We start from the raw sequence: 16,121 nt of genomic DNA on the forward strand, positions 1-16,121 counted from the left end.
CTTGGGATTCGGGTATTAAAATAACATAAAAAGTCTTAATTTTGTGTCAAAAGGTCGTAAATCGAATTTGTCTATGAAGCCGAAGATGAAAGTAGCGGGGTATATGCTCGCGTTGTTTTGTGCAGCCGGATGTTCCGAATCCGGACCGATGAGTTGCTATGTCACTATCGCTCCGACGGTGCGGGCGCGGGTCACTGCGCTGGCTTTCGAGCCGGGCGACCGCATCGGTCTTTCCATCGTCCGGGCGTCGGAGCCCGGCGTCCGGAACCGGCCGATGACCTACGACGGAACGGTGTTCGCGGGCGGTCTGGAGTGGTATGCCGAGCAGACGGAGCCTTCGACGCTGGTAGCTTATTATCCTTATTCCGAGGGCGGGGCGCCTGCCCAATTTTCGGTCGCTGCCGACCAGCGCGACGGTTGCGAAGCGTCGGATTTGTTGGGTGCGGTGAGGACCGGCGTTGTGCCGGGCGCGGCACCCGTGAGCATGGTTTTCCAGCACTTGATGGCCCAGCTGACGGTACTGGTCGACAACCGCACGGCAGGTTCGGTGCAGGAGGTCGTGTTGGAGGGTTTCGCGACGGCCGCTGCGGTCGATTTGGAAGCGCTCGAAGTCTCGGTCATGGCCGATGCGGCTGCTTCCGAAGTGCGGGCTTGCGAGGTGCGGTCGGGGCTTTCTTACCGGGCGGTGCTGGTTCCCCAGCAGGCCGATTTGACGGTTTCAGTGACCACTTCCGACGGGGTTGTCCACCGCAAAACCATCGACGCCGTGGCGTTGGAGAGCGGGCATTGCTATGACCTGACGGTCGAGGTGACCGGGAGCGGGTTGAAAATGCAGTTGAGCGGCGAGATTCGCGATTGGATCGACGGCGGGACCATCGGTTCCGGAAAGGATGACCCGGGCCAGGAGGAAGACCTCGGCGCATTGGTTTACGAGGGCGAAACGTATGCCACGGCTCTTGTCGGCGGACGGCTTTGGATGGCTGAGAATCTGCGTTACAAGCCCGCTTCGGCGGCATGGGAGGCCGGAATCTGGTATCCCAAGGAGGGCGCTTCGGGCGTGGCGGCAAAAGGGTTGCTCTACGATTGGACGACCGCGTTTGGCGGCGAGACGTTCGACGGGCAGGCCGCATCCGTGCAGGGTGTTTGTCCTCCCGGTTGGCATATTCCCGCGCGCGAGGAGTTGGAAGCGTTGGTCGATAGCGGTTGCGACCCCGGATTTTTCGTTTTGTCGGGTTGTTGGATTCATACCACTTCTAAGTACGGTTCCGCCAGTTATTTGATGAGTGCTTCGCTATCCGCGCAGAATACTAAAATGGCTTGTCTCAAGATTTCCGCCGAGGGGGCCCATTCGTTCGTTTCCGTTCCCGTGCAGTACGGCGTCTCGCTCCGGTGCGTGAAAGACGAATAGATTATTATAATCCGGACGCTAATTTTGCCGTCCAGATTCGTTCTGCGCCAGAATACTTATTTTTTCGAGTAGGTTGTTGGGCGTAAATTCGGGTTCGTCTTATGTCCAGCGGCGCGAGTAGATTAGCGCCAGTTCTTCGTACACCTTGCCGCACAGCGACGTCCAGCCCGGTTCGGCTTGCGGGTAGTAAACCAATCATTGCGGCGTTCGTCACGGTTGCCGTTGTAAATTTCATAGTCTTCCCGCCGGGTGGGTTTACATGTCGTTTTTGTGATTGTTCTCGTTTTCTCCGGAATCAGAGCGGGCAATCATAAAAATCATGTTGTTGGGTATTGTTCTTATTGCCTTTTTCCCGCTCCGGATGGGGATGGCTCGTCCGGTTCAAGAAAAGGTTTTGTGTTCGGGAGTAGGGTATAATAAAAGCGCAGGCTGAACGCCATAAAAAAACACGTTGAAATACAGCTTTCGCTTCGACAGCCGATGGGCGTTTTTTGCCCGTTTTTTTCAATATGTCATTTTGAACGAAGTGAAGAATCTACGCGTTATTATATTCTGTATTACAGCGCGATAGATTTGTAGTTGGTCTGTTCGGTTATTCGGAATATTATTTTGAGACAGCCTTTCCGATACAGGTTATCGCACGGGCTTAGAATGTTATTTTGTTCCGCGTCTTTCTTTTGTTAGCCGCACGCAGTTCTTTCTTGTATTCGGATTCATAGCATCATCGGCTATATCGTTGCAGGCCGTTCGGTTGGAATTGAATATTTTGCGCAAGAGTATATCCCGTTACCCAAAGCATCTTTTTGATACTGAATATAACGCAGCGGCTGCGGGCGATTTTTCGGTGTGGTGCCGCCACCAGCAAGGGCATATTCAGTCGCTGTGCGACAAGCGAATATTATCATGGGTGAAACAGAACCCGTTAATATCCCATACCCCCCCCCTAATAATTTAACATAATAACAATATTATTTCATTCGGCAAATGGTTAGGGGAGCAGTCAGTTTGGGCAGCTTGAAATAAAATGCACCGGAATAAAAACGTTCGTCCAAGTGCGAACAGAATTCTAAAGCCTTTTGTTGTAACCCGAACAATCTCGAGTTTCTTTGCAAAACACGTTCCTTAACGATGCTGCATTTTCCAAAGACATCGGCGCAACTTCGATATACCTTATTATATATGGAATTTCGGCACCTAACCGTTTTTGCATTATTACAGAATGGAGATTTATCCGGCGCAACCGATGGGCGGCTCGCCCTTTAGGCAAAGACAGCGTTTCCGAAACTGAGAACTGCTCGAAATATCCTGTAAGACGGTCTTTTGTCAGCCTCCCACGCTTCCGAGCGGCTCGCAATAAAAGCAAATCCGAACTTCCCGAATTTAATTCGGCAGAGTTCGGATTGATTTTTTTAAGTGCCGGAGAATGGATTATTCCGGCCTATTCCTCGTGTGGAATAATTCAGCGCATTGTCGGGAAGTACGATTCAAAAGCCCCGTCTTCGTAAAAGATGACAATACGCCTTACTTCGGCAGTCCGGTTTCCGGGTTTTGGGATTTCGGTTTTCGGTGGCTGCGGATTTTCGGGAGTTGCTATTGTCTTCGGACTGGCGGTCGAATCGGTTGTCCGGTCCGGAGCGAATAGTCCGCCGAGTTGGGCCGGACGATCCGCGGTTGCCTGCGAGGTCTCCGGTTTTTCGTAAGATGCCGGGGCCGATTCTTCCGCGTCGCGGTACATCGGGCCGCTGTCGAGCAGCAGCCAGTCCGGACTGATTCGGGGGAAGCGTCGGAGTATTTTCTGGAGCAAATCGAATCCGGGTTTGTTGCGTCCGGCCAAAATATGGGAGATTCCCGCCGGATTGATTCCGAGCATGTCGGCAAGCTGGCTTGACTTCAAACCTTCGCTTTTCATCAGATCGAGCAATTTTTCCCTCATCGGCGTAATTTTTTACAAATATAAATAGTTTTCTTTTGTAAAACAAATAATATTTACATTTGCAAAATGTTAATAACATCGAGCAATGTTTACAATTGTAAATAGCGAGTTATCGTTAACTTTAATCATGCTTATTCAGACGGATTTCATATTAGATAAATCGCATATAAATTTGGTTTTCAATGCAAATATTGAGTAATACATGTGTATACTATGATTGAGCCATTATACCTGTATTCCTCCATTTAATATGATAGAATATTATTTAGATGATTTTTGTAAAATACTGGTATTAAGTATTTATATATTTCGTTGTTTAATGATTTAATTTGCTTCCTGTGCGCCTTAAAACGGGCTTTATGGCCGCTTTGTGGATATTTGATATTTGTAACTATAAACACCGTGCCGCGATATGATTTGTTTACAAATGTAATTACAAATGGAAAGTCAAGCGAATTTTATTAATTACAAATGTAATTAACATCCCCTATTCGGTGAATTTTTCAGCAATTTTTCGGTATTGTCGCCTATCGGACATTGTTTTTTCTGCTGTTTTCTAATCACCTTTATATTATGTTAAATAAATAAAAAGTGTAGGGCGGAATCTTCTGCCCTACACTCTGTATTACAGCGTAATATAAATTTGTAAACAGCCCTTTATCCGGCGATTTTGGCGGATATTTCTTGGAACTCTTCCGGCGTCAAATGGAGCTTTTCGCGGTGGAAATCGACGTCGTTTTCGCTTTGGATGGGAATCAGATGGATGTGCGCATGGGGTACTTCCAGCCCTAAAACCACGATTGCTACCTTTTTGCACGCTATTTCACGCTGGATTTGTGCCGCTACCCGTTTGGCAAAAAGCATCATGCCCGAAAACGTGCGGTCGTCGAGGTCGAAAATGTAGTCTACCTCTTGCTTGGGGACTACCAGCGTGTGCCCTTTCGTCAGCGGATTGATGTCAAGAAATGCGTAGTAGTTGTCGTCTTCGGCGACTTTGTACGAGGGAATTTCCCCTGCGATGATTCGTGAAAAGATGGATGCCATATTTTTGATTGGTTTGATGTGATTCTGCATTTTTGCGGCAAAGGGGGTTTCTGGCCTATTTAGAACCGAATATGTTGTGGTTGCCAGGCTGGGAATAATCCGGCAAGCCGTGGCCGTATAAGCCCCTCCTTCCTTAAAAACAAGATTATGGGCCCTGGTCCCTTTAGAACTGCTTCTTGCTTGCGGTTATCCGTCTGTTGCGGAGGATTCCGAGCGCAAGATTCAGGTACCCGAAAATCAGTATGATGACGTTTACCCAGCTGAACGACAGGTATTTCGTTGCGACCGAGATTATCCAGCCGAGCGTCAGGGCGCTCCACAGCCCCAGCAGACCGTATTGCCGCCGTAAATTGCGCTTCGCTTTTTCCGGGTCATGGGCGGAGCGCCGCCACCGGAGTTCTTCGGGCGTCGGTTTGCGGGGTGTCCGGGCCATTATTCGTCGAATTTGGGCTTGAGAATTTCGGACATGATTACAGCCTGCCGCAGGTCGAAATCTGTGTTACGGGCGTTTTCGGGCTGTATTTCGGCTTGTTTCGGGGTTTCTGGGGCTGAACTTGCCTTGCGTTCCCGGCTTTCTTTCTGGGCCTTTTTCGCTATGAAATCCGCGTATTTTCCGGGTGAGGGCGTTTCAGCAAGGCGTTGCGGCTGAACTTTGGCTGTTTCTCCGAAAGGCTCGGATTGCGGCGGAAAGGCCTGTCTCTGTGCCGGCCATGCTTCGCCCGGCGCCGTCTGGCGGCGTTTTTCGCCTTTTTTGGCGTTTTTGCGGACTTGCCGGACGCCGTTGTAGGCTATCACGGCAATGACTGCGATCCATTTCAGAAAGCCGAAATCCTCCATCGGTGTCAGTTTATCGTTCGTTTTACGCTCTCTATTCCTTTGATTTTCCGAAGTTTGTCCATCACGGCGGAGAGACTTTCGGCGTCTCTGACATACAGGCTGATGTCGCCCTCGAAAATCCCGTCGTGGCTGTGGATGTTCACTTCGCGGATGTTGATGTTGAAATCGTTGCTCACCACGTTGGCCAGGTCGAGCAGCAGCCCCATGCGGTCGATGCCGCGCAGCTGCGTCGTCACCAAGTAGGAATCGGCCTTGTGCTGCGACCATTTGATTTCTTCCTTGACGATGTTCTTGCCGTATTGCGATGCCAGGCGGTTCAGTTCGTCGCACGTGGCTTTGTGTACGATGATGTCGCCCGTCGCCGGGTCGCGGTACCCTATCACTTTGTCGCCCGGAATCGGTTTGCAGCACTCCGCTATCTTGAATTGCGGTTCCGGCGCCGCCGGTTCCGGATTGGGTTCGTTCGGGTCGGTTTCGTCCCCCTCGTCTTCGGTTTTCGACGGGATGAACAGGGTCCAGAACTTGAGTTTCTTGCTTTTGGAGTTTATCTTGAGTACTTTTTCCAGGTCGTCGAGCGAGATGATTCCCGCGCCGATTTTGCTGTAAAGTTCTTCCTTGTTGTTGCAGCGGTAGATGGGGACTATCTTTTGCAGTACCCGGCCGCTGAGGTTGATATTCAGCGCTTTCATCTTCTCGCCGAGCAGCTGCATCCCTCGTTCGATGTTGTTCTGCCGTTCGCGTTTCAGAAAGCTCTTGATGGCTTGTTTGGCTTTGCCCGTCGTCACCGCTTCCAGCCATTCGGCTTTGGGGCGTGCATTGTCGGCCGTGATGATTTCTATCTGGTCGCCGTTGTTTATCTGCGTGGTGATGGGTTCGAGCTTGTGGTTGATTTTGGCGCTGATGGCGCTGTTCCCTATCTTGGAGTGGATGTCGTAGGCGAAGTCCAGCGCGGTCGCTCCGTACGGCATTTTCCGCGATTCTCCTTTCGGTGTAAATACTACGATTTCAGATGTATATAGCGATAACTTGAAGTTGTCCAGGAAGTCGACTGCGCTTTCCGTCGGGCTGTTCAGCGCCGTCCGGATTTGTTTCAGCCACTTGTCGAATTCGTCTTCGTCCTGCGAGATCGTCGCGTGTTTGTATTTCCAGTGGGCCGCGAATCCGCGTTCGGCGATGTCTTCCATGCGTTGGGTGCGGATCTGTACTTCGACCCATACCCCGTCGGGTCCCATGACCGTCGAGTGGAGCGCTTCGTAGCCGTTGGCCTTGGGCATCGAAATCCAGTCGCGCAGGCGGTCGGGCTTGGGGGTGTAGATATCCGTGATGGTCGAGTAGATTTGCCAGCACTGGGTCTTTTCCGACGGGAACGGCAGCGGTTTGAATACGATTCGGATGGCGAAAAGGTCGTAGATTTCCTCGAACGGAATTTGTTTGCGCTGCATCTTGCTCCAGATGGAGTAGACGCTCTTCAGCCGGCCCGATATTTCGTAGTTGAAGTGGTCGCGGTCGAGCGCTTCGATAATCGGGGCGTTGAATTTGTCGATGAATTCCTTGCGCGAGGCTTCGCTCTCTTGGAGTTTCTGCGTGATTTCGGCGTATTGCTGCGGAAACCGGTATTTCATGCAGAGGTCTTCCAGTTCGCTCTTGATGGAGTAGAGCCCCAGCCGGTAGGCCAGCGGCGCAAACAGGTAAATCGTTTCTCCCGTAATCTTGATTTGCTTGTTCATCGGCATCGAGCCCAGCGTGCGCATGTTGTGCAGGCGGTCTGCGATTTTTATCAAGATTACACGGACGTCGTCCGAGAGGGTCAGCAGCACTTTGCGGAAGTATTCCGCCTGTTCCGAGGTGTCGGCGTTGAATACGCCCGACATCTTCGTCAGTCCGTCGACCATCGAGGCGATTTTCGGCCCGAAGATGCGTTCCATGTCTTCCACGGTGTATTCCGTGTCTTCCACCACGTCGTGCAGCAAGGCTGCCACCACCGATTTGACGCCCAGGCCTATTTCGTCCGCCACAATCCGGGCCACTGCAATAGGATGCAGGAGATACGGTTCGCCGCTGCGGCGCCGTACCCCCTCGTGTGCTTCCTTGGCAAGGAAAAAGGCTCGTTTGATGAAATCCCAGTCTTCGTCGTTCTTGCAGATTTTCGTGCAGGAGAAGAGCAGGGCGTCCCATTTTTCCTTGATCAGGGCTTCATCCTCGGCAGTGTATCCCATACTTTATTCCTTTGCGTTCTTCATCGCGTCGCGGACCTTTTCTTCGATTTCTGCCGCCAGCGCTTCGTCGTTTCGCAGCAGTTCCTTGACCGCATCGCGGCCCTGGCCTATCTTCTTGTCGCCATAGGAGAACCACGAGCCCGCTTTCTTGATTACGCCGTAGTCGACGCCCAGGTCGATGATTTCGCCGATTTTCGAGATTCCCTCGCCGAACATGATGTCGAATTCCGCCCGTTTGAACGGGGGTGCCACCTTGTTCTTCACAATCTTCACCTTGGTGCGCGTGCCCAGTTGTTCTTCGCCGTCCTTGATGACCGACATGCGGCGGATGTCGATGCGGACGCTCGCATAGAATTTCAGTGCGTTGCCGCCCGTCGTCGTCTCCGGATTGCCGTAGACGATGCCGATTTTGTCGCGCAGCTGGTTGATGAAGATGCAGACCGTCTTGGTCTTGGCGATGCTCGACGTCAGTTTGCGCAGGGCCTGCGACATCAGACGGGCTTGCAGACCCATCTTCGAGTCGCCCATTTCGCCTTCGATTTCGGCTTTCGGCGTCAGCGCCGCTACCGAGTCGATCACAATGATGTCGATGGCGCTCGAGCGAATCAGCGAATCGGCGATTTCGAGCGCTTGTTCGCCGTTGTCCGGCTGCGAAATCAGCAGGTTGTCCACATCGACGCCCAGTTTCTGGGCATAGAAGCTGTCGAATGCGTGTTCCGCGTCGATGAACGCCGCTATGCCGCCCGCCTTTTGCGCTTCGGCAATCGCATGAATCGCCAGCGTCGTCTTGCCCGACGATTCGGGACCGTAGATTTCGATGACGCGGCCTTTGGGGTATCCGCCTACGCCCAGGGCTATGTCCAGCGTGATCGAGCCCGTCGGGATGACCGGAATGTCGTTCACTTCCGTGCTGTTCATCCGCATGATCGACCCCTTGCCGAAGTCCTTCTCTATCTTTTCCATCACTGCGTTCAAGACCTTCAGCTTGTCCGCATTCGCTTGTACTTTCTCTGCCATTATGGTTTTGGTTTTTAATTATTTGCTTGTGGTTATTTCTTGTCTTGCTGTAGGTGCCACTCCAAAATTTGTTCGTAGTGGTTCTTCGTGTCTACCTTGTCGAATATCTTTTCGATGCGGCCTTCCGCGTCGATGACGAACGTCGTGCGCAGGATGCCCATGTACTTGCGCCCGTACATCGACTTCTCGGCCCATACGCCGTAGGCTTCGGCTGCCGAGTGGTCGGTGTCGGCCAGCAGCGTGAAGTTCAGTCCGTGTTTCGCGCAGAAGTTCTGGTGCGACTTTTCGCTGTCGGGGCTCACCCCTACGATGCGAAATCCCTGCCGCGCCAGTTCTTCCTTGCCGTCGCGCAGGCTCTGCGCTTCGAGCGTGCAGCCCGACGTGTTGTCTTTCGGGTAGAAGTAGAGGATCACGCGTTGGCCGCGCAGGTCCGCCAGCGTCAGCGGTTCCCCGTCCTGGGTCGTCGAGCGGAAGTCGGGCGCCGTTTGTCCCGGTTGCAGTCTGGTCATCTTATAGAATACTTTTTTTGTAAAGATACGGACAGGCCGGACGCAATGCCGAATTCGTTCGTGCATTGCTGCGGCGGGAGTACCTTTGACAAAGTCAAAGATAGGAAAAATTTCGTTTCGTCCGCCGCCCTATGGGCCATTTTTTCGTGCCTCAGTCCCATTCGTAGGTCACTTCGACTTGTTCGTGGAATTCTTCCTGCGTGGCGTTCAGTTTCTTGTGGCAGGCCGGGCAGCGGATTGCCGTTTCGGTTTCCACGTATTCTCCGCATCCTACGCAGGGCGCCAGCAGGCCGTAGCCCGGTTGCAGGTAGTGGTCGAATCGCGCGCCGCAGTGGCGGCATCTGATTTTGTAGGCTGTTCCCATCGTTCTTCGTGTTTTGGTTTCACGATACAAAGGAACGGCAGTTTTGTGTCAGGTTGTGACACTTATTTGAAAAGTGGAAAATAAATATGAAAATCGGCCCGTCTGCGAAGCGACTGACTGGCCGAATACGTTGAAAGGTGTTGTTTCAGAGCATGTTGGTACTAAGATACCGATGCAGGTAGTCCGTCAGTTCCGGCCCCTCGACAATCCGGATGTCGTCGAGCAGCCCCACTACAAAGCGGCCGACGCCTGCCATGCCTGCCACTTCGGTGTCCAGCAGCCAGCGGCCCTCCCCCAGCGGCCGGACGTCGCGTTCGGCCAGCGGGTATTCCTCGCACAGCAGGTTGTAGGCCAGCATGCCCAGTTCGAGTTGTACGCGGCAGCGGCGTTCGCCATGCAGGCGGAATGCGTCGATGAAGCCCTCGCGGTGGGCTGCGGTGTGCTGCCATTCGTCGCCCAGCGTCACCGAGCCTATGCGCGAGGTCTTGAACAGTTTGTTCGCGCCGTCTTCCGGGTCGTAGCACCACACCTGTACGTAGTTCGTCGTGAAAGCGAACGGTTCTACCCTGCGGTCGCGTACTTCGCCGCCGTGGGCCGATTGGTAGCCGTGCAGGGTCGCCTGCCGCCGTTCTTCGATGGCTTCTATCAGGTTGCGGATGTTCGGGGCGTTCTTGCCGCGTACCACCGTGTCGGCCAGCGTCTTGTTGTTGTAGACCGAGTAGAGCTTGCGTTTCAGATTCTGTTTCAGCAGGTTCGTGTCGTCGATATTTTCGATGGCGTTTTTCAGTATGACGGCTTCTTCTTCGGTGAAGTGGACCAGTTGCGAGATGTCGCGGAAATGGGGCGATTCCTTGTCCAGACGGATGCAGTCGCCCGTCTTCTTGATTACGAACCCCGCTTCGCGGAAGGTGTCGATGTAGCGGTAGACCGTGCGGCGCGACATCGAGAGCCTCTCGGCCAGTTGGTCGACGTTGTAGGTCGTGTTGGCCGTCAGCAGTTTCATCAGCCGCAGCAGGCGTTCGAGTTTGGGTTGGTCCATGACGCTAAGGTACGAAAAAGCCGCGGCACAATTTGTCGCGGCTTTATGGATTTTCTTTCTGGCCGTTAGTGCGCCAATACTTTCTTTTCGATTTCCTCGACTTGGAGACGGAAATTCTTGTCGGTTTCCATCAGGTTCGCCACCGCCTTGCACGAATGGAGTACCGTGGCGTGGTTGCGGCCGCCAATGGCCGAGCCGATGGTCGTCAGCGGCGCCTTGGTGTGCTGTTTGGCCAAGTACATGGCAATCTGCCGGGCCTGTGCGATTTCGCGGGTGCGCTCCGAGGAGTTGAACCGGGCGAAGTCGAGGTTCTGGTGCTTGCACACCACGTCGATGATATGGTCGATGGTGATCTCTTTCTGATAGAGTTTCACATAGACCTTCAGTATTTCCTTGGCCAGCGTGGTCGTAATCTTGCGGCCGAGGAACGAGGCGTTGGCCACCAGCGACGACAGCGCGCCTTCGATTTCGCGGACGTTGGCCGAAATGTTGTCCGCCAGGTAGGCCGCCACTTCGTCCGAAATCTCCGCACCGAGGTGCCGGGCCTTGGCGTGAATGATCTTCAGTTTCGTTTCGTAGTCCGGCGTGGCGATCTGCGCCGACAGCCCCCATTTGAAGCGGGTCAGCAGGCGCTGTTCGATGTCCTTCAGCTCCACGGGCGGTTTGTCCGAGGTCAGCACGAGCTGCTTTCCGGCCAGTTGCAGGTGGTTGAAGATGTTGAAGAACGCGTTCTGTGTGCCCGTCTTGCCCGTCAGTTCCTGGATGTCGTCGATAATCAGCACGTCGATCATCTGGTAGAAATGGATGAAGTCGGGGATTTCGCCGTTTTTGTAGGCCGTCTGGAACTGCGCCTGGAACTTGTTCATCGACACGTAGAGCACTTGCAGTTCGGGGTGCCGCTGCCGTACTTCGTGGCCGATGGCTTGGGCGACGTGGGTTTTGCCCAGCCCCGAATCACCATATATATATAGGGGGTTGAACGGCGTGTTGCCCGGATTGACCGCCACCGACATGCCCGCCGAGCGCGCCAGCCGGTTGCATTCGCCCTCGATGAAGGAGCCGAACGTCAGACCCGGGTTGAGCTGCGGGTCGATGATGATCTTCTTGAGACCCGGAATTACAAAAGGATTTTTTATATTTGCCGTGTTGGTCTGCGTGTTGAAGCGCGCGATGTTCGTCGTGTCGGCGTCGGCCGCTACGCTCACAGGCGCCGTCGCACGCGGTACGGCATAGTGCAGCCGCGTTTGCTGACCGTAGAGCTGCGAGATGATGGGCTTCAGAAACGGGATGTAGTTCTTTTCGATCTGATGCACGTAGCTCTCGTTGGGTACCCGCAGGCGCAGGGTCGTGCCGTCGAATTCGAGCGGTACGATGGGCTGGAACCATTTCCGGAACTCTTCGGCCGTAGTCTGGGCCTTGATGCGGTCCAGGCAGTTCTGCCACATGTCGCTATATGTCTGCGGGTTGTTGAGCATGACGGGGGTTGCACTGTTTTTGATGCGACAAAGTTGTGAATAAATTCGCAGAAAAATCTTCCGAAATCGGTTGCAAATAATCTTTTTTTATATATAGAAACGCAACGGTTTCCGGCCCCGAAATTTTAACTCGCTGATATTGAATAATCGAATTTTATTCGTTATATTTGCATATAAATTTTTTGGTACGGTTCGATTTTTAATTATAAATAAAACTAATGAATCTTATGGCAAACGATGTAGAACAATTGGTGCGCAGCAAGGCGCAGGCTTGGCTCGACGGGCATTACGACGAGGCGACCAAGAAGCAGGTCAAGTACTTGTTGGACAACGACATGAAGGAGCTCATCGAGAGTTTCTACAAGGACCTCGAGTTCGGTACGGGCGGTCTGCGCGGCATCATGGGCGTGGGTTCCAACCGCATGAACGTCTATACCGTCGGCGCCGCTACGCAGGGCCTGGCCAATTATCTCAAGAAGAATTTCGCGGGCGAGCGTATCCGCGTCGCCATCGGCCACGACAGCCGCAACAATTCGCGCATGTTCGCCGAGCGCGTCGCCGACATCTTCGCGTCCAACGGTTTCGATGTCTTCCTCTTCGACGCCCTGCGTCCTACGCCCGAGTTGAGTTTCGCCATCCGCGAGTTGAAGTGCCATTCGGGCGTCGTCGTCACCGCGTCGCACAATCCCAAGGAGTACAACGGTTACAAGGCTTATTGGACCGACGGTTCGCAGGTCACCGCGCCCCACGACAAGAACATCATCGCCGAGGTCGCCAAGATTACCGACGTCGATATGATTCTCACCGGTAAGAATCCCGGCAACATCACCATCCTCGACGAGAAGTTCGACGAGATCTATCTTAATAAGGTGCACGAGTTGTCCCTCTCGCCCGAGGCCGTCCGCAAGCACCACGACATGAAGATCGTCTACTCCCCCATGCACGGCGCCGGCGTGCGTCTCGTGCCCGCTTCTCTCAAGAAGTTCGGGTTCTCCAACGTCATCATGGTCAAGGAGCAGTCCGTCATCGACGGTAATTTCCCCACCGTCGAGTCGCCCAACCCCGAGGAGCGCAAAACCATGTCGATGGCCATCGACCTCGCCGCCCGCGAGGGTGCCGACCTCGTGCTCGCCACCGACCCCGATTCCGACCGTATCGGCGTCGCTCTGCGCAACAAGAAGGGTGAATACGTTCTCTTGAACGGCAATCAGACCTTGGTGTTGTTGATGAGTTACCAGCTTACCCGTTGGGCCGAGTTGGGCAAGCTCGACGGCAACCAGTATGTCGTCAAGACTATCGTCACTTCGCTCATGGCTAACGCCGTCGCCGACCGTTTCGGCGTCAAGTGCTACGATTGTCTCACCGGGTTCAAGTACATCGCCAAGATCATCCGCGAGAACGAGGGCAAGGCCAAGTATATCGGCGGCGGCGAGGAGTCGTTCGGTTACCTCGCAGGCGATTACGTGCGCGACAAGGACGCCGTGTCGGCTTGTTCGCTCGCGGCCGAGGCTGCCGCCTGGGCCATGGATACCATGGGCCTCACGCTCTACGAGTGGTTGCAGGAGCTCTACGTCAAGTACGGTTTCTATCGCGAGGGGCTTGTTTCGGTCGTTCGCAAGGGTAAGGAGGGTGCCGAGCTCATCCAGAAGATGATGGTCGATTTCCGCACTACCCCGCCCCGTACGATTCTCGGTTCGCCCGTCGTTAAAATCAATGACTTCCTTTCTTTGGAGCAGACCGACGTCCGCACGGGTGCCAAGACCCCTATCGAGCAGGACAAGAGCAACGTTCTCCAGTGGTTCACCGAGGACGGTACTATCGTCTCCGTCCGTCCTTCCGGTACCGAGCCTAAAATCAAGTTCTACTTCGGCGTCAAGGCTCCCTTGGCTTCCGTCGCCGATTTCGATGCCACCTTGGAGCAGCTCGACGCTAAAATCGAGGGTATCAAAAAGGACCTCAAGTTGGAATAGTCCTCATCTCTATCGTTTGTACGGCACCCTCCCATCGGAGGGTGCTTTTTGTTGTATTATTCCGATATTTTCCGTATATTTGTTAAATCACCAACCCAATAAATTATGAAAAAAATTTTACTATTATTGGCCGCAGTTATTTATGCCGGTTTTGCTTATTCGCAAGGAGAACATTTGCCATTCAAAGGTATTCCTATTACGGGAGCAGCAAGCGATTTTGCCGATGAACTCGTAAGGCAGGGATATGATATTCAAACATCAGATGATGGCTCTATAGTTCTGAAAGGCAAATTTACGGATAAGGATTGTCTGATAGTTTTGACAGTTACTCCTCAATCTAAGATTGTATCGGGTGTCGGAGTATTGTTTGATGAAAAATATAATACTTGGAGTAGTATCAAATCTGAGTATAATAGGTATAAGAAATTGTATGAAAAGAAATATGGTATCCCTCAGATTGACAATCATCGTTTTGAAAGGCCGTATTACGAAGGAGACGGGTATGAAATGACGGCTTTGCGTGTTGATAAGTGTAATTATCTAACTGCTTGGCAATTAAAAAACGGTACTATTGCACTGAAAATGGCGGAGAATCAAATTATGCTATTGTATTCGGATAAGGTAAACAATGCCTTGGATGATATGGAATCAGAACAGGCATCTTTGGATGATATTTAGTATGAAGACATGCTGAAAGTCCGTAGAGGATTTTCCTCTACGGGCTTTCAGTTGTATTGTTATTTCGTCAGTTTCCCGTTCGCCTTGTGGCGGTCTTTGTCGCGGGCGGTTTTCTTGGCGAAGTTGGCTTCCAGGGCGGCCGTGAGGTCCACTCCCGTCTGGTTCGCCAGGCACACCAGCACCCACAGCACGTCGGCCATTTCGTCGGCCGGGTCGGTGTTTTCGCCCGCCTTGAACGACTGGTCGCCGTAGCGGCGGGCCATTACGCGCGCCAGCTCCCCCACTTCTTCCGTCAGACACGCCATGTTGGTCAGTTCCGAGAAGTAGCGGACCCCGTATTCCTTGATCCACGCGTCTACCCTCTCTTGCAGTTCCTTGATTTCCATATTATTTCACCCTTATCAAGTTCAGTCCGTCGCGGATCGGTACAATGACGTTTTCCACCCGCGGGTCTTCCACTATCATGCGGTTGAATGCCACCAGCGCTTGCGTGTGACGGTCGTTGCGGGCGATGGGTTCCGCCACTTTGCCCGACCATAGTATGTTGTCGGCTACCAGTATCGTTCCGCTGTGTACCAGCGCTTTGCCGCCACCGTCGCCCATCAGCATCCGGTAGTAGTCCGGGTATTCGCGTTTGTCGCCGTCGATGAACGCCAGGTCGAACGGTCCGCTCAGCGTCGGTGCTATCTCCAGCGCCGAGCCGATGTGCAGGCGGATTTTCGCGCCGTGGGGCGAGCGGTCGAAGTAGCTTTGGGCCATCTCTTCCAGTTCGTCGTCCACTTCCACCGTGTCGAGCCGCGCATCCGCTTCCAGCCCCGCCGCCATCGAGAGCGCCGAGTAGCCCGTGAAAGTCCCGATTTCCAGCACGCGCTGCGGCCGGACTATCCGTACAATCATCTCTAAGAGCCGTCCCTGCACGTGCCCCGACAGCATCCGCGGCGCAATCATCCGTTGGTGCGTTTCGCGGTCCAGTTCCCGCAGCAGTTCTTCTTCGGGTTCGGTGTGGTCGTGGATATAGCGTTCCAGCGCGTCCATCCTATTGCTTGTATATGCCGTGTTTGCTGAATTCGTACCATGCCGCGATGGCTTCCGGTTCGTCGGCGCCCAAGGCCAGCAGGTATTCGCGCGAGAATTCCAGGTAGCCCGTGCCGTTGGCCGTCACCATGCCGCCGTCGCGCACGGCTTGCCGTTCTTCGTAGCGGGCCGCTCCCGTGTAGCGGTCGCCGCCCCATTTTTGCAGCATCTCCACCGTGTTGCCCGTGTGGCGCACTTCGTTCAGAAAGCCGTGGGCCGCCAGGAACGAGACTGCATTGCAGATTGCTCCGACCGGCAGGCCGCGACGGCGCGCTTCCTCCACTATCCCTGCAATCTTTTCGGCTTCGGGCTTGTCCCAGTCCATGCCGCCCGCCAGCACCACTCCGGCGCACTGCGCAGGCAGTCGGTCCGCCGCATAGTCCGGCGTCATGCGCAGTCCGCCCAGCGAGGTCGCCGGGCCGCCGTCGGGTGTCATGTATTTCACTTCGCAGTATCCCGGGTGTCCCGGCATCACGCCCCCGCGCAGCGCCGGGGCCAGGAACGCCGCTTCCCAGTCGGCGAACCGGTCGAGCAGTACGATAACGATTTCTTTCATC

The 16,121-nt window shown here is 53.8% G+C and carries 16 protein-coding genes; 3 read left to right on the forward strand and 13 right to left on the reverse strand.

The window, feature by feature from the left end:
• Nucleotides 1-148: 148 nt before the first annotated feature.
• A complete protein-coding gene (locus QVG21_RS01130) occupies nucleotides 149-1,408 on the forward strand; it encodes a fimbrillin family protein (protein WP_287921285.1) in 1,260 nt (419 codons plus the stop codon).
• A gap of 1,459 nt (nucleotides 1,409-2,867) precedes the next feature.
• On the opposite strand, the gene QVG21_RS01135 is transcribed toward QVG21_RS01130, so the two are convergent.
• The 10 genes from QVG21_RS01135 to dnaA form a co-directional block, all read right to left on the reverse strand.
• Complete coding sequence (locus QVG21_RS01135; protein ID WP_287921288.1) at nucleotides 2,868-3,341, reverse strand: helix-turn-helix domain-containing protein; 474 nt, start codon at nucleotides 3,339-3,341, stop codon at nucleotides 2,868-2,870.
• A 657-nt stretch (nucleotides 3,342-3,998) separates the two neighbouring features.
• Nucleotides 3,999-4,385: an HIT family protein gene (locus QVG21_RS01140; RefSeq protein WP_287921291.1), complete on the reverse strand. Its 387-nt coding sequence runs from the start codon at nucleotides 4,383-4,385 to the stop codon at nucleotides 3,999-4,001.
• A gap of 163 nt (nucleotides 4,386-4,548) precedes the next feature.
• Nucleotides 4,549-4,818 (reverse strand): hypothetical protein, encoded by a 270-nt coding sequence (locus QVG21_RS01145; protein ID WP_251213603.1) that lies wholly within the window; start codon nucleotides 4,816-4,818, stop codon nucleotides 4,549-4,551.
• On the reverse strand, nucleotides 4,818-5,222 hold the full coding sequence (locus QVG21_RS01150; RefSeq protein WP_287921294.1) for a hypothetical protein: 405 nt from the start codon (nucleotides 5,220-5,222) through the stop codon (nucleotides 4,818-4,820). Before QVG21_RS01150 ends, QVG21_RS01145 begins: the two co-directional genes overlap by 1 nt.
• Before the next feature lie 5 nt (nucleotides 5,223-5,227).
• Complete coding sequence (locus tag QVG21_RS01155) at nucleotides 5,228-7,438, reverse strand: RelA/SpoT family protein (RefSeq protein WP_287921296.1); 2,211 nt, start codon at nucleotides 7,436-7,438, stop codon at nucleotides 5,228-5,230.
• A gap of 3 nt (nucleotides 7,439-7,441) precedes the next feature.
• Nucleotides 7,442-8,455 carry a recombinase RecA gene (recA, locus tag QVG21_RS01160; RefSeq protein WP_287921298.1) on the reverse strand — a complete coding sequence of 338 codons (1,014 nt, stop codon included), beginning with the start codon at nucleotides 8,453-8,455 and terminating at the stop codon, nucleotides 7,442-7,444.
• A 32-nt stretch (nucleotides 8,456-8,487) separates the two neighbouring features.
• Nucleotides 8,488-8,964, reverse strand: coding sequence for a thioredoxin-dependent thiol peroxidase (gene bcp, locus QVG21_RS01165; protein ID WP_287921300.1), 477 nt, complete (start codon nucleotides 8,962-8,964; stop codon nucleotides 8,488-8,490).
• 151 nt (nucleotides 8,965-9,115) lie between these two features.
• Nucleotides 9,116-9,328 (reverse strand): hypothetical protein, encoded by a 213-nt coding sequence (locus tag QVG21_RS01170; RefSeq protein WP_251213608.1) that lies wholly within the window; start codon nucleotides 9,326-9,328, stop codon nucleotides 9,116-9,118.
• A 145-nt stretch (nucleotides 9,329-9,473) separates the two neighbouring features.
• Nucleotides 9,474-10,367 (reverse strand): helix-turn-helix transcriptional regulator, encoded by an 894-nt coding sequence (locus tag QVG21_RS01175; protein WP_287921303.1) that lies wholly within the window; start codon nucleotides 10,365-10,367, stop codon nucleotides 9,474-9,476.
• A gap of 65 nt (nucleotides 10,368-10,432) precedes the next feature.
• Nucleotides 10,433-11,842 carry a chromosomal replication initiator protein DnaA gene (dnaA, locus tag QVG21_RS01180; RefSeq protein ID WP_251213610.1) on the reverse strand — a complete coding sequence of 470 codons (1,410 nt, stop codon included), beginning with the start codon at nucleotides 11,840-11,842 and terminating at the stop codon, nucleotides 10,433-10,435.
• Between the two features lie 227 nt (nucleotides 11,843-12,069).
• Here dnaA and QVG21_RS01185 point away from each other — a divergent pair, with 227 nt between their 5' ends.
• Both QVG21_RS01185 and QVG21_RS01190 read left to right on the forward strand, forming a co-directional pair.
• Nucleotides 12,070-13,812, forward strand: coding sequence for a phospho-sugar mutase (locus QVG21_RS01185; RefSeq protein ID WP_287921306.1), 1,743 nt, complete (start codon nucleotides 12,070-12,072; stop codon nucleotides 13,810-13,812).
• A 105-nt stretch (nucleotides 13,813-13,917) separates the two neighbouring features.
• Nucleotides 13,918-14,490, forward strand: coding sequence for a hypothetical protein (locus tag QVG21_RS01190; RefSeq protein ID WP_287921308.1), 573 nt, complete (start codon nucleotides 13,918-13,920; stop codon nucleotides 14,488-14,490).
• Between the two features lie 59 nt (nucleotides 14,491-14,549).
• Here QVG21_RS01190 and QVG21_RS01195 read toward each other — a convergent pair whose 3' ends face one another.
• Genes QVG21_RS01195 through QVG21_RS01205 form a run of 3 tightly spaced genes read right to left on the reverse strand, consistent with a single transcriptional unit; the run spans nucleotide 14,550 to nucleotide 16,120 of the window.
• A complete protein-coding gene (locus QVG21_RS01195) occupies nucleotides 14,550-14,876 on the reverse strand; it encodes a nucleotide pyrophosphohydrolase (RefSeq protein ID WP_287921310.1) in 327 nt (108 codons plus the stop codon).
• 1 nt (nucleotide 14,877) lies between these two features.
• The gene (locus tag QVG21_RS01200) at nucleotides 14,878-15,525 is read right to left on the reverse strand and encodes an O-methyltransferase (RefSeq protein WP_287921312.1); all 648 of its coding nucleotides are present in this window, start codon (nucleotides 15,523-15,525) and stop codon (nucleotides 14,878-14,880) included.
• A 1-nt stretch (nucleotide 15,526) separates the two neighbouring features.
• On the reverse strand, nucleotides 15,527-16,120 hold the full coding sequence (locus QVG21_RS01205) for a type 1 glutamine amidotransferase family protein (RefSeq protein ID WP_287921313.1): 594 nt from the start codon (nucleotides 16,118-16,120) through the stop codon (nucleotides 15,527-15,529).
• Nucleotide 16,121 lies beyond the last annotated feature (1 nt).

The organism is Alistipes sp. UBA6068, from assembly GCF_949428155.1.
In the GTDB taxonomy this organism is placed as follows: Bacteria; Bacteroidota; Bacteroidia; order Bacteroidales; family Rikenellaceae; genus Alistipes; species Alistipes muris.

Bases quoted from the DNA above. Each gene is read 5' to 3' on its own strand.
- QVG21_RS01150 (WP_287921294.1), bottom strand. From the start codon at position 5,222: ATGGAGGATTTCGGCTTTCTGAAATGGATCGCAGTCATTGCCGTGATA.
- QVG21_RS01195 (WP_287921310.1), bottom strand. From the start codon at position 14,876: ATGGAAATCAAGGAACTGCAAGAGAGGGTAGACGCGTGGATCAAGGAA.
- QVG21_RS01190 (WP_287921308.1), top strand. From the start codon at position 13,918: ATGAAAAAAATTTTACTATTATTGGCCGCAGTTATTTATGCCGGTTTT.
- QVG21_RS01135 (WP_287921288.1), bottom strand. From the start codon at position 3,341: ATGAGGGAAAAATTGCTCGATCTGATGAAAAGCGAAGGTTTGAAGTCA.
- QVG21_RS01175 (WP_287921303.1), bottom strand. From the start codon at position 10,367: ATGGACCAACCCAAACTCGAACGCCTGCTGCGGCTGATGAAACTGCTG.
- QVG21_RS01205 (WP_287921313.1), bottom strand. From the start codon at position 16,120: ATGAAAGAAATCGTTATCGTACTGCTCGACCGGTTCGCCGACTGGGAA.
- QVG21_RS01140 (WP_287921291.1), bottom strand. From the start codon at position 4,385: ATGGCATCCATCTTTTCACGAATCATCGCAGGGGAAATTCCCTCGTAC.
- recA (WP_287921298.1), bottom strand. From the start codon at position 8,455: ATGGCAGAGAAAGTACAAGCGAATGCGGACAAGCTGAAGGTCTTGAAC.
- QVG21_RS01145 (WP_251213603.1), bottom strand. From the start codon at position 4,818: ATGGCCCGGACACCCCGCAAACCGACGCCCGAAGAACTCCGGTGGCGG.
- QVG21_RS01155 (WP_287921296.1), bottom strand. From the start codon at position 7,438: ATGGGATACACTGCCGAGGATGAAGCCCTGATCAAGGAAAAATGGGAC.
- QVG21_RS01185 (WP_287921306.1), top strand. From the start codon at position 12,070: ATGGCAAACGATGTAGAACAATTGGTGCGCAGCAAGGCGCAGGCTTGG.
- QVG21_RS01170 (WP_251213608.1), bottom strand. From the start codon at position 9,328: ATGGGAACAGCCTACAAAATCAGATGCCGCCACTGCGGCGCGCGATTC.
- QVG21_RS01130 (WP_287921285.1), top strand. From the start codon at position 149: ATGAGTTGCTATGTCACTATCGCTCCGACGGTGCGGGCGCGGGTCACT.
- QVG21_RS01200 (WP_287921312.1), bottom strand. From the start codon at position 15,525: ATGGACGCGCTGGAACGCTATATCCACGACCACACCGAACCCGAAGAA.
- bcp (WP_287921300.1), bottom strand. From the start codon at position 8,964: ATGACCAGACTGCAACCGGGACAAACGGCGCCCGACTTCCGCTCGACG.
- dnaA (WP_251213610.1), bottom strand. From the start codon at position 11,842: ATGCTCAACAACCCGCAGACATATAGCGACATGTGGCAGAACTGCCTG.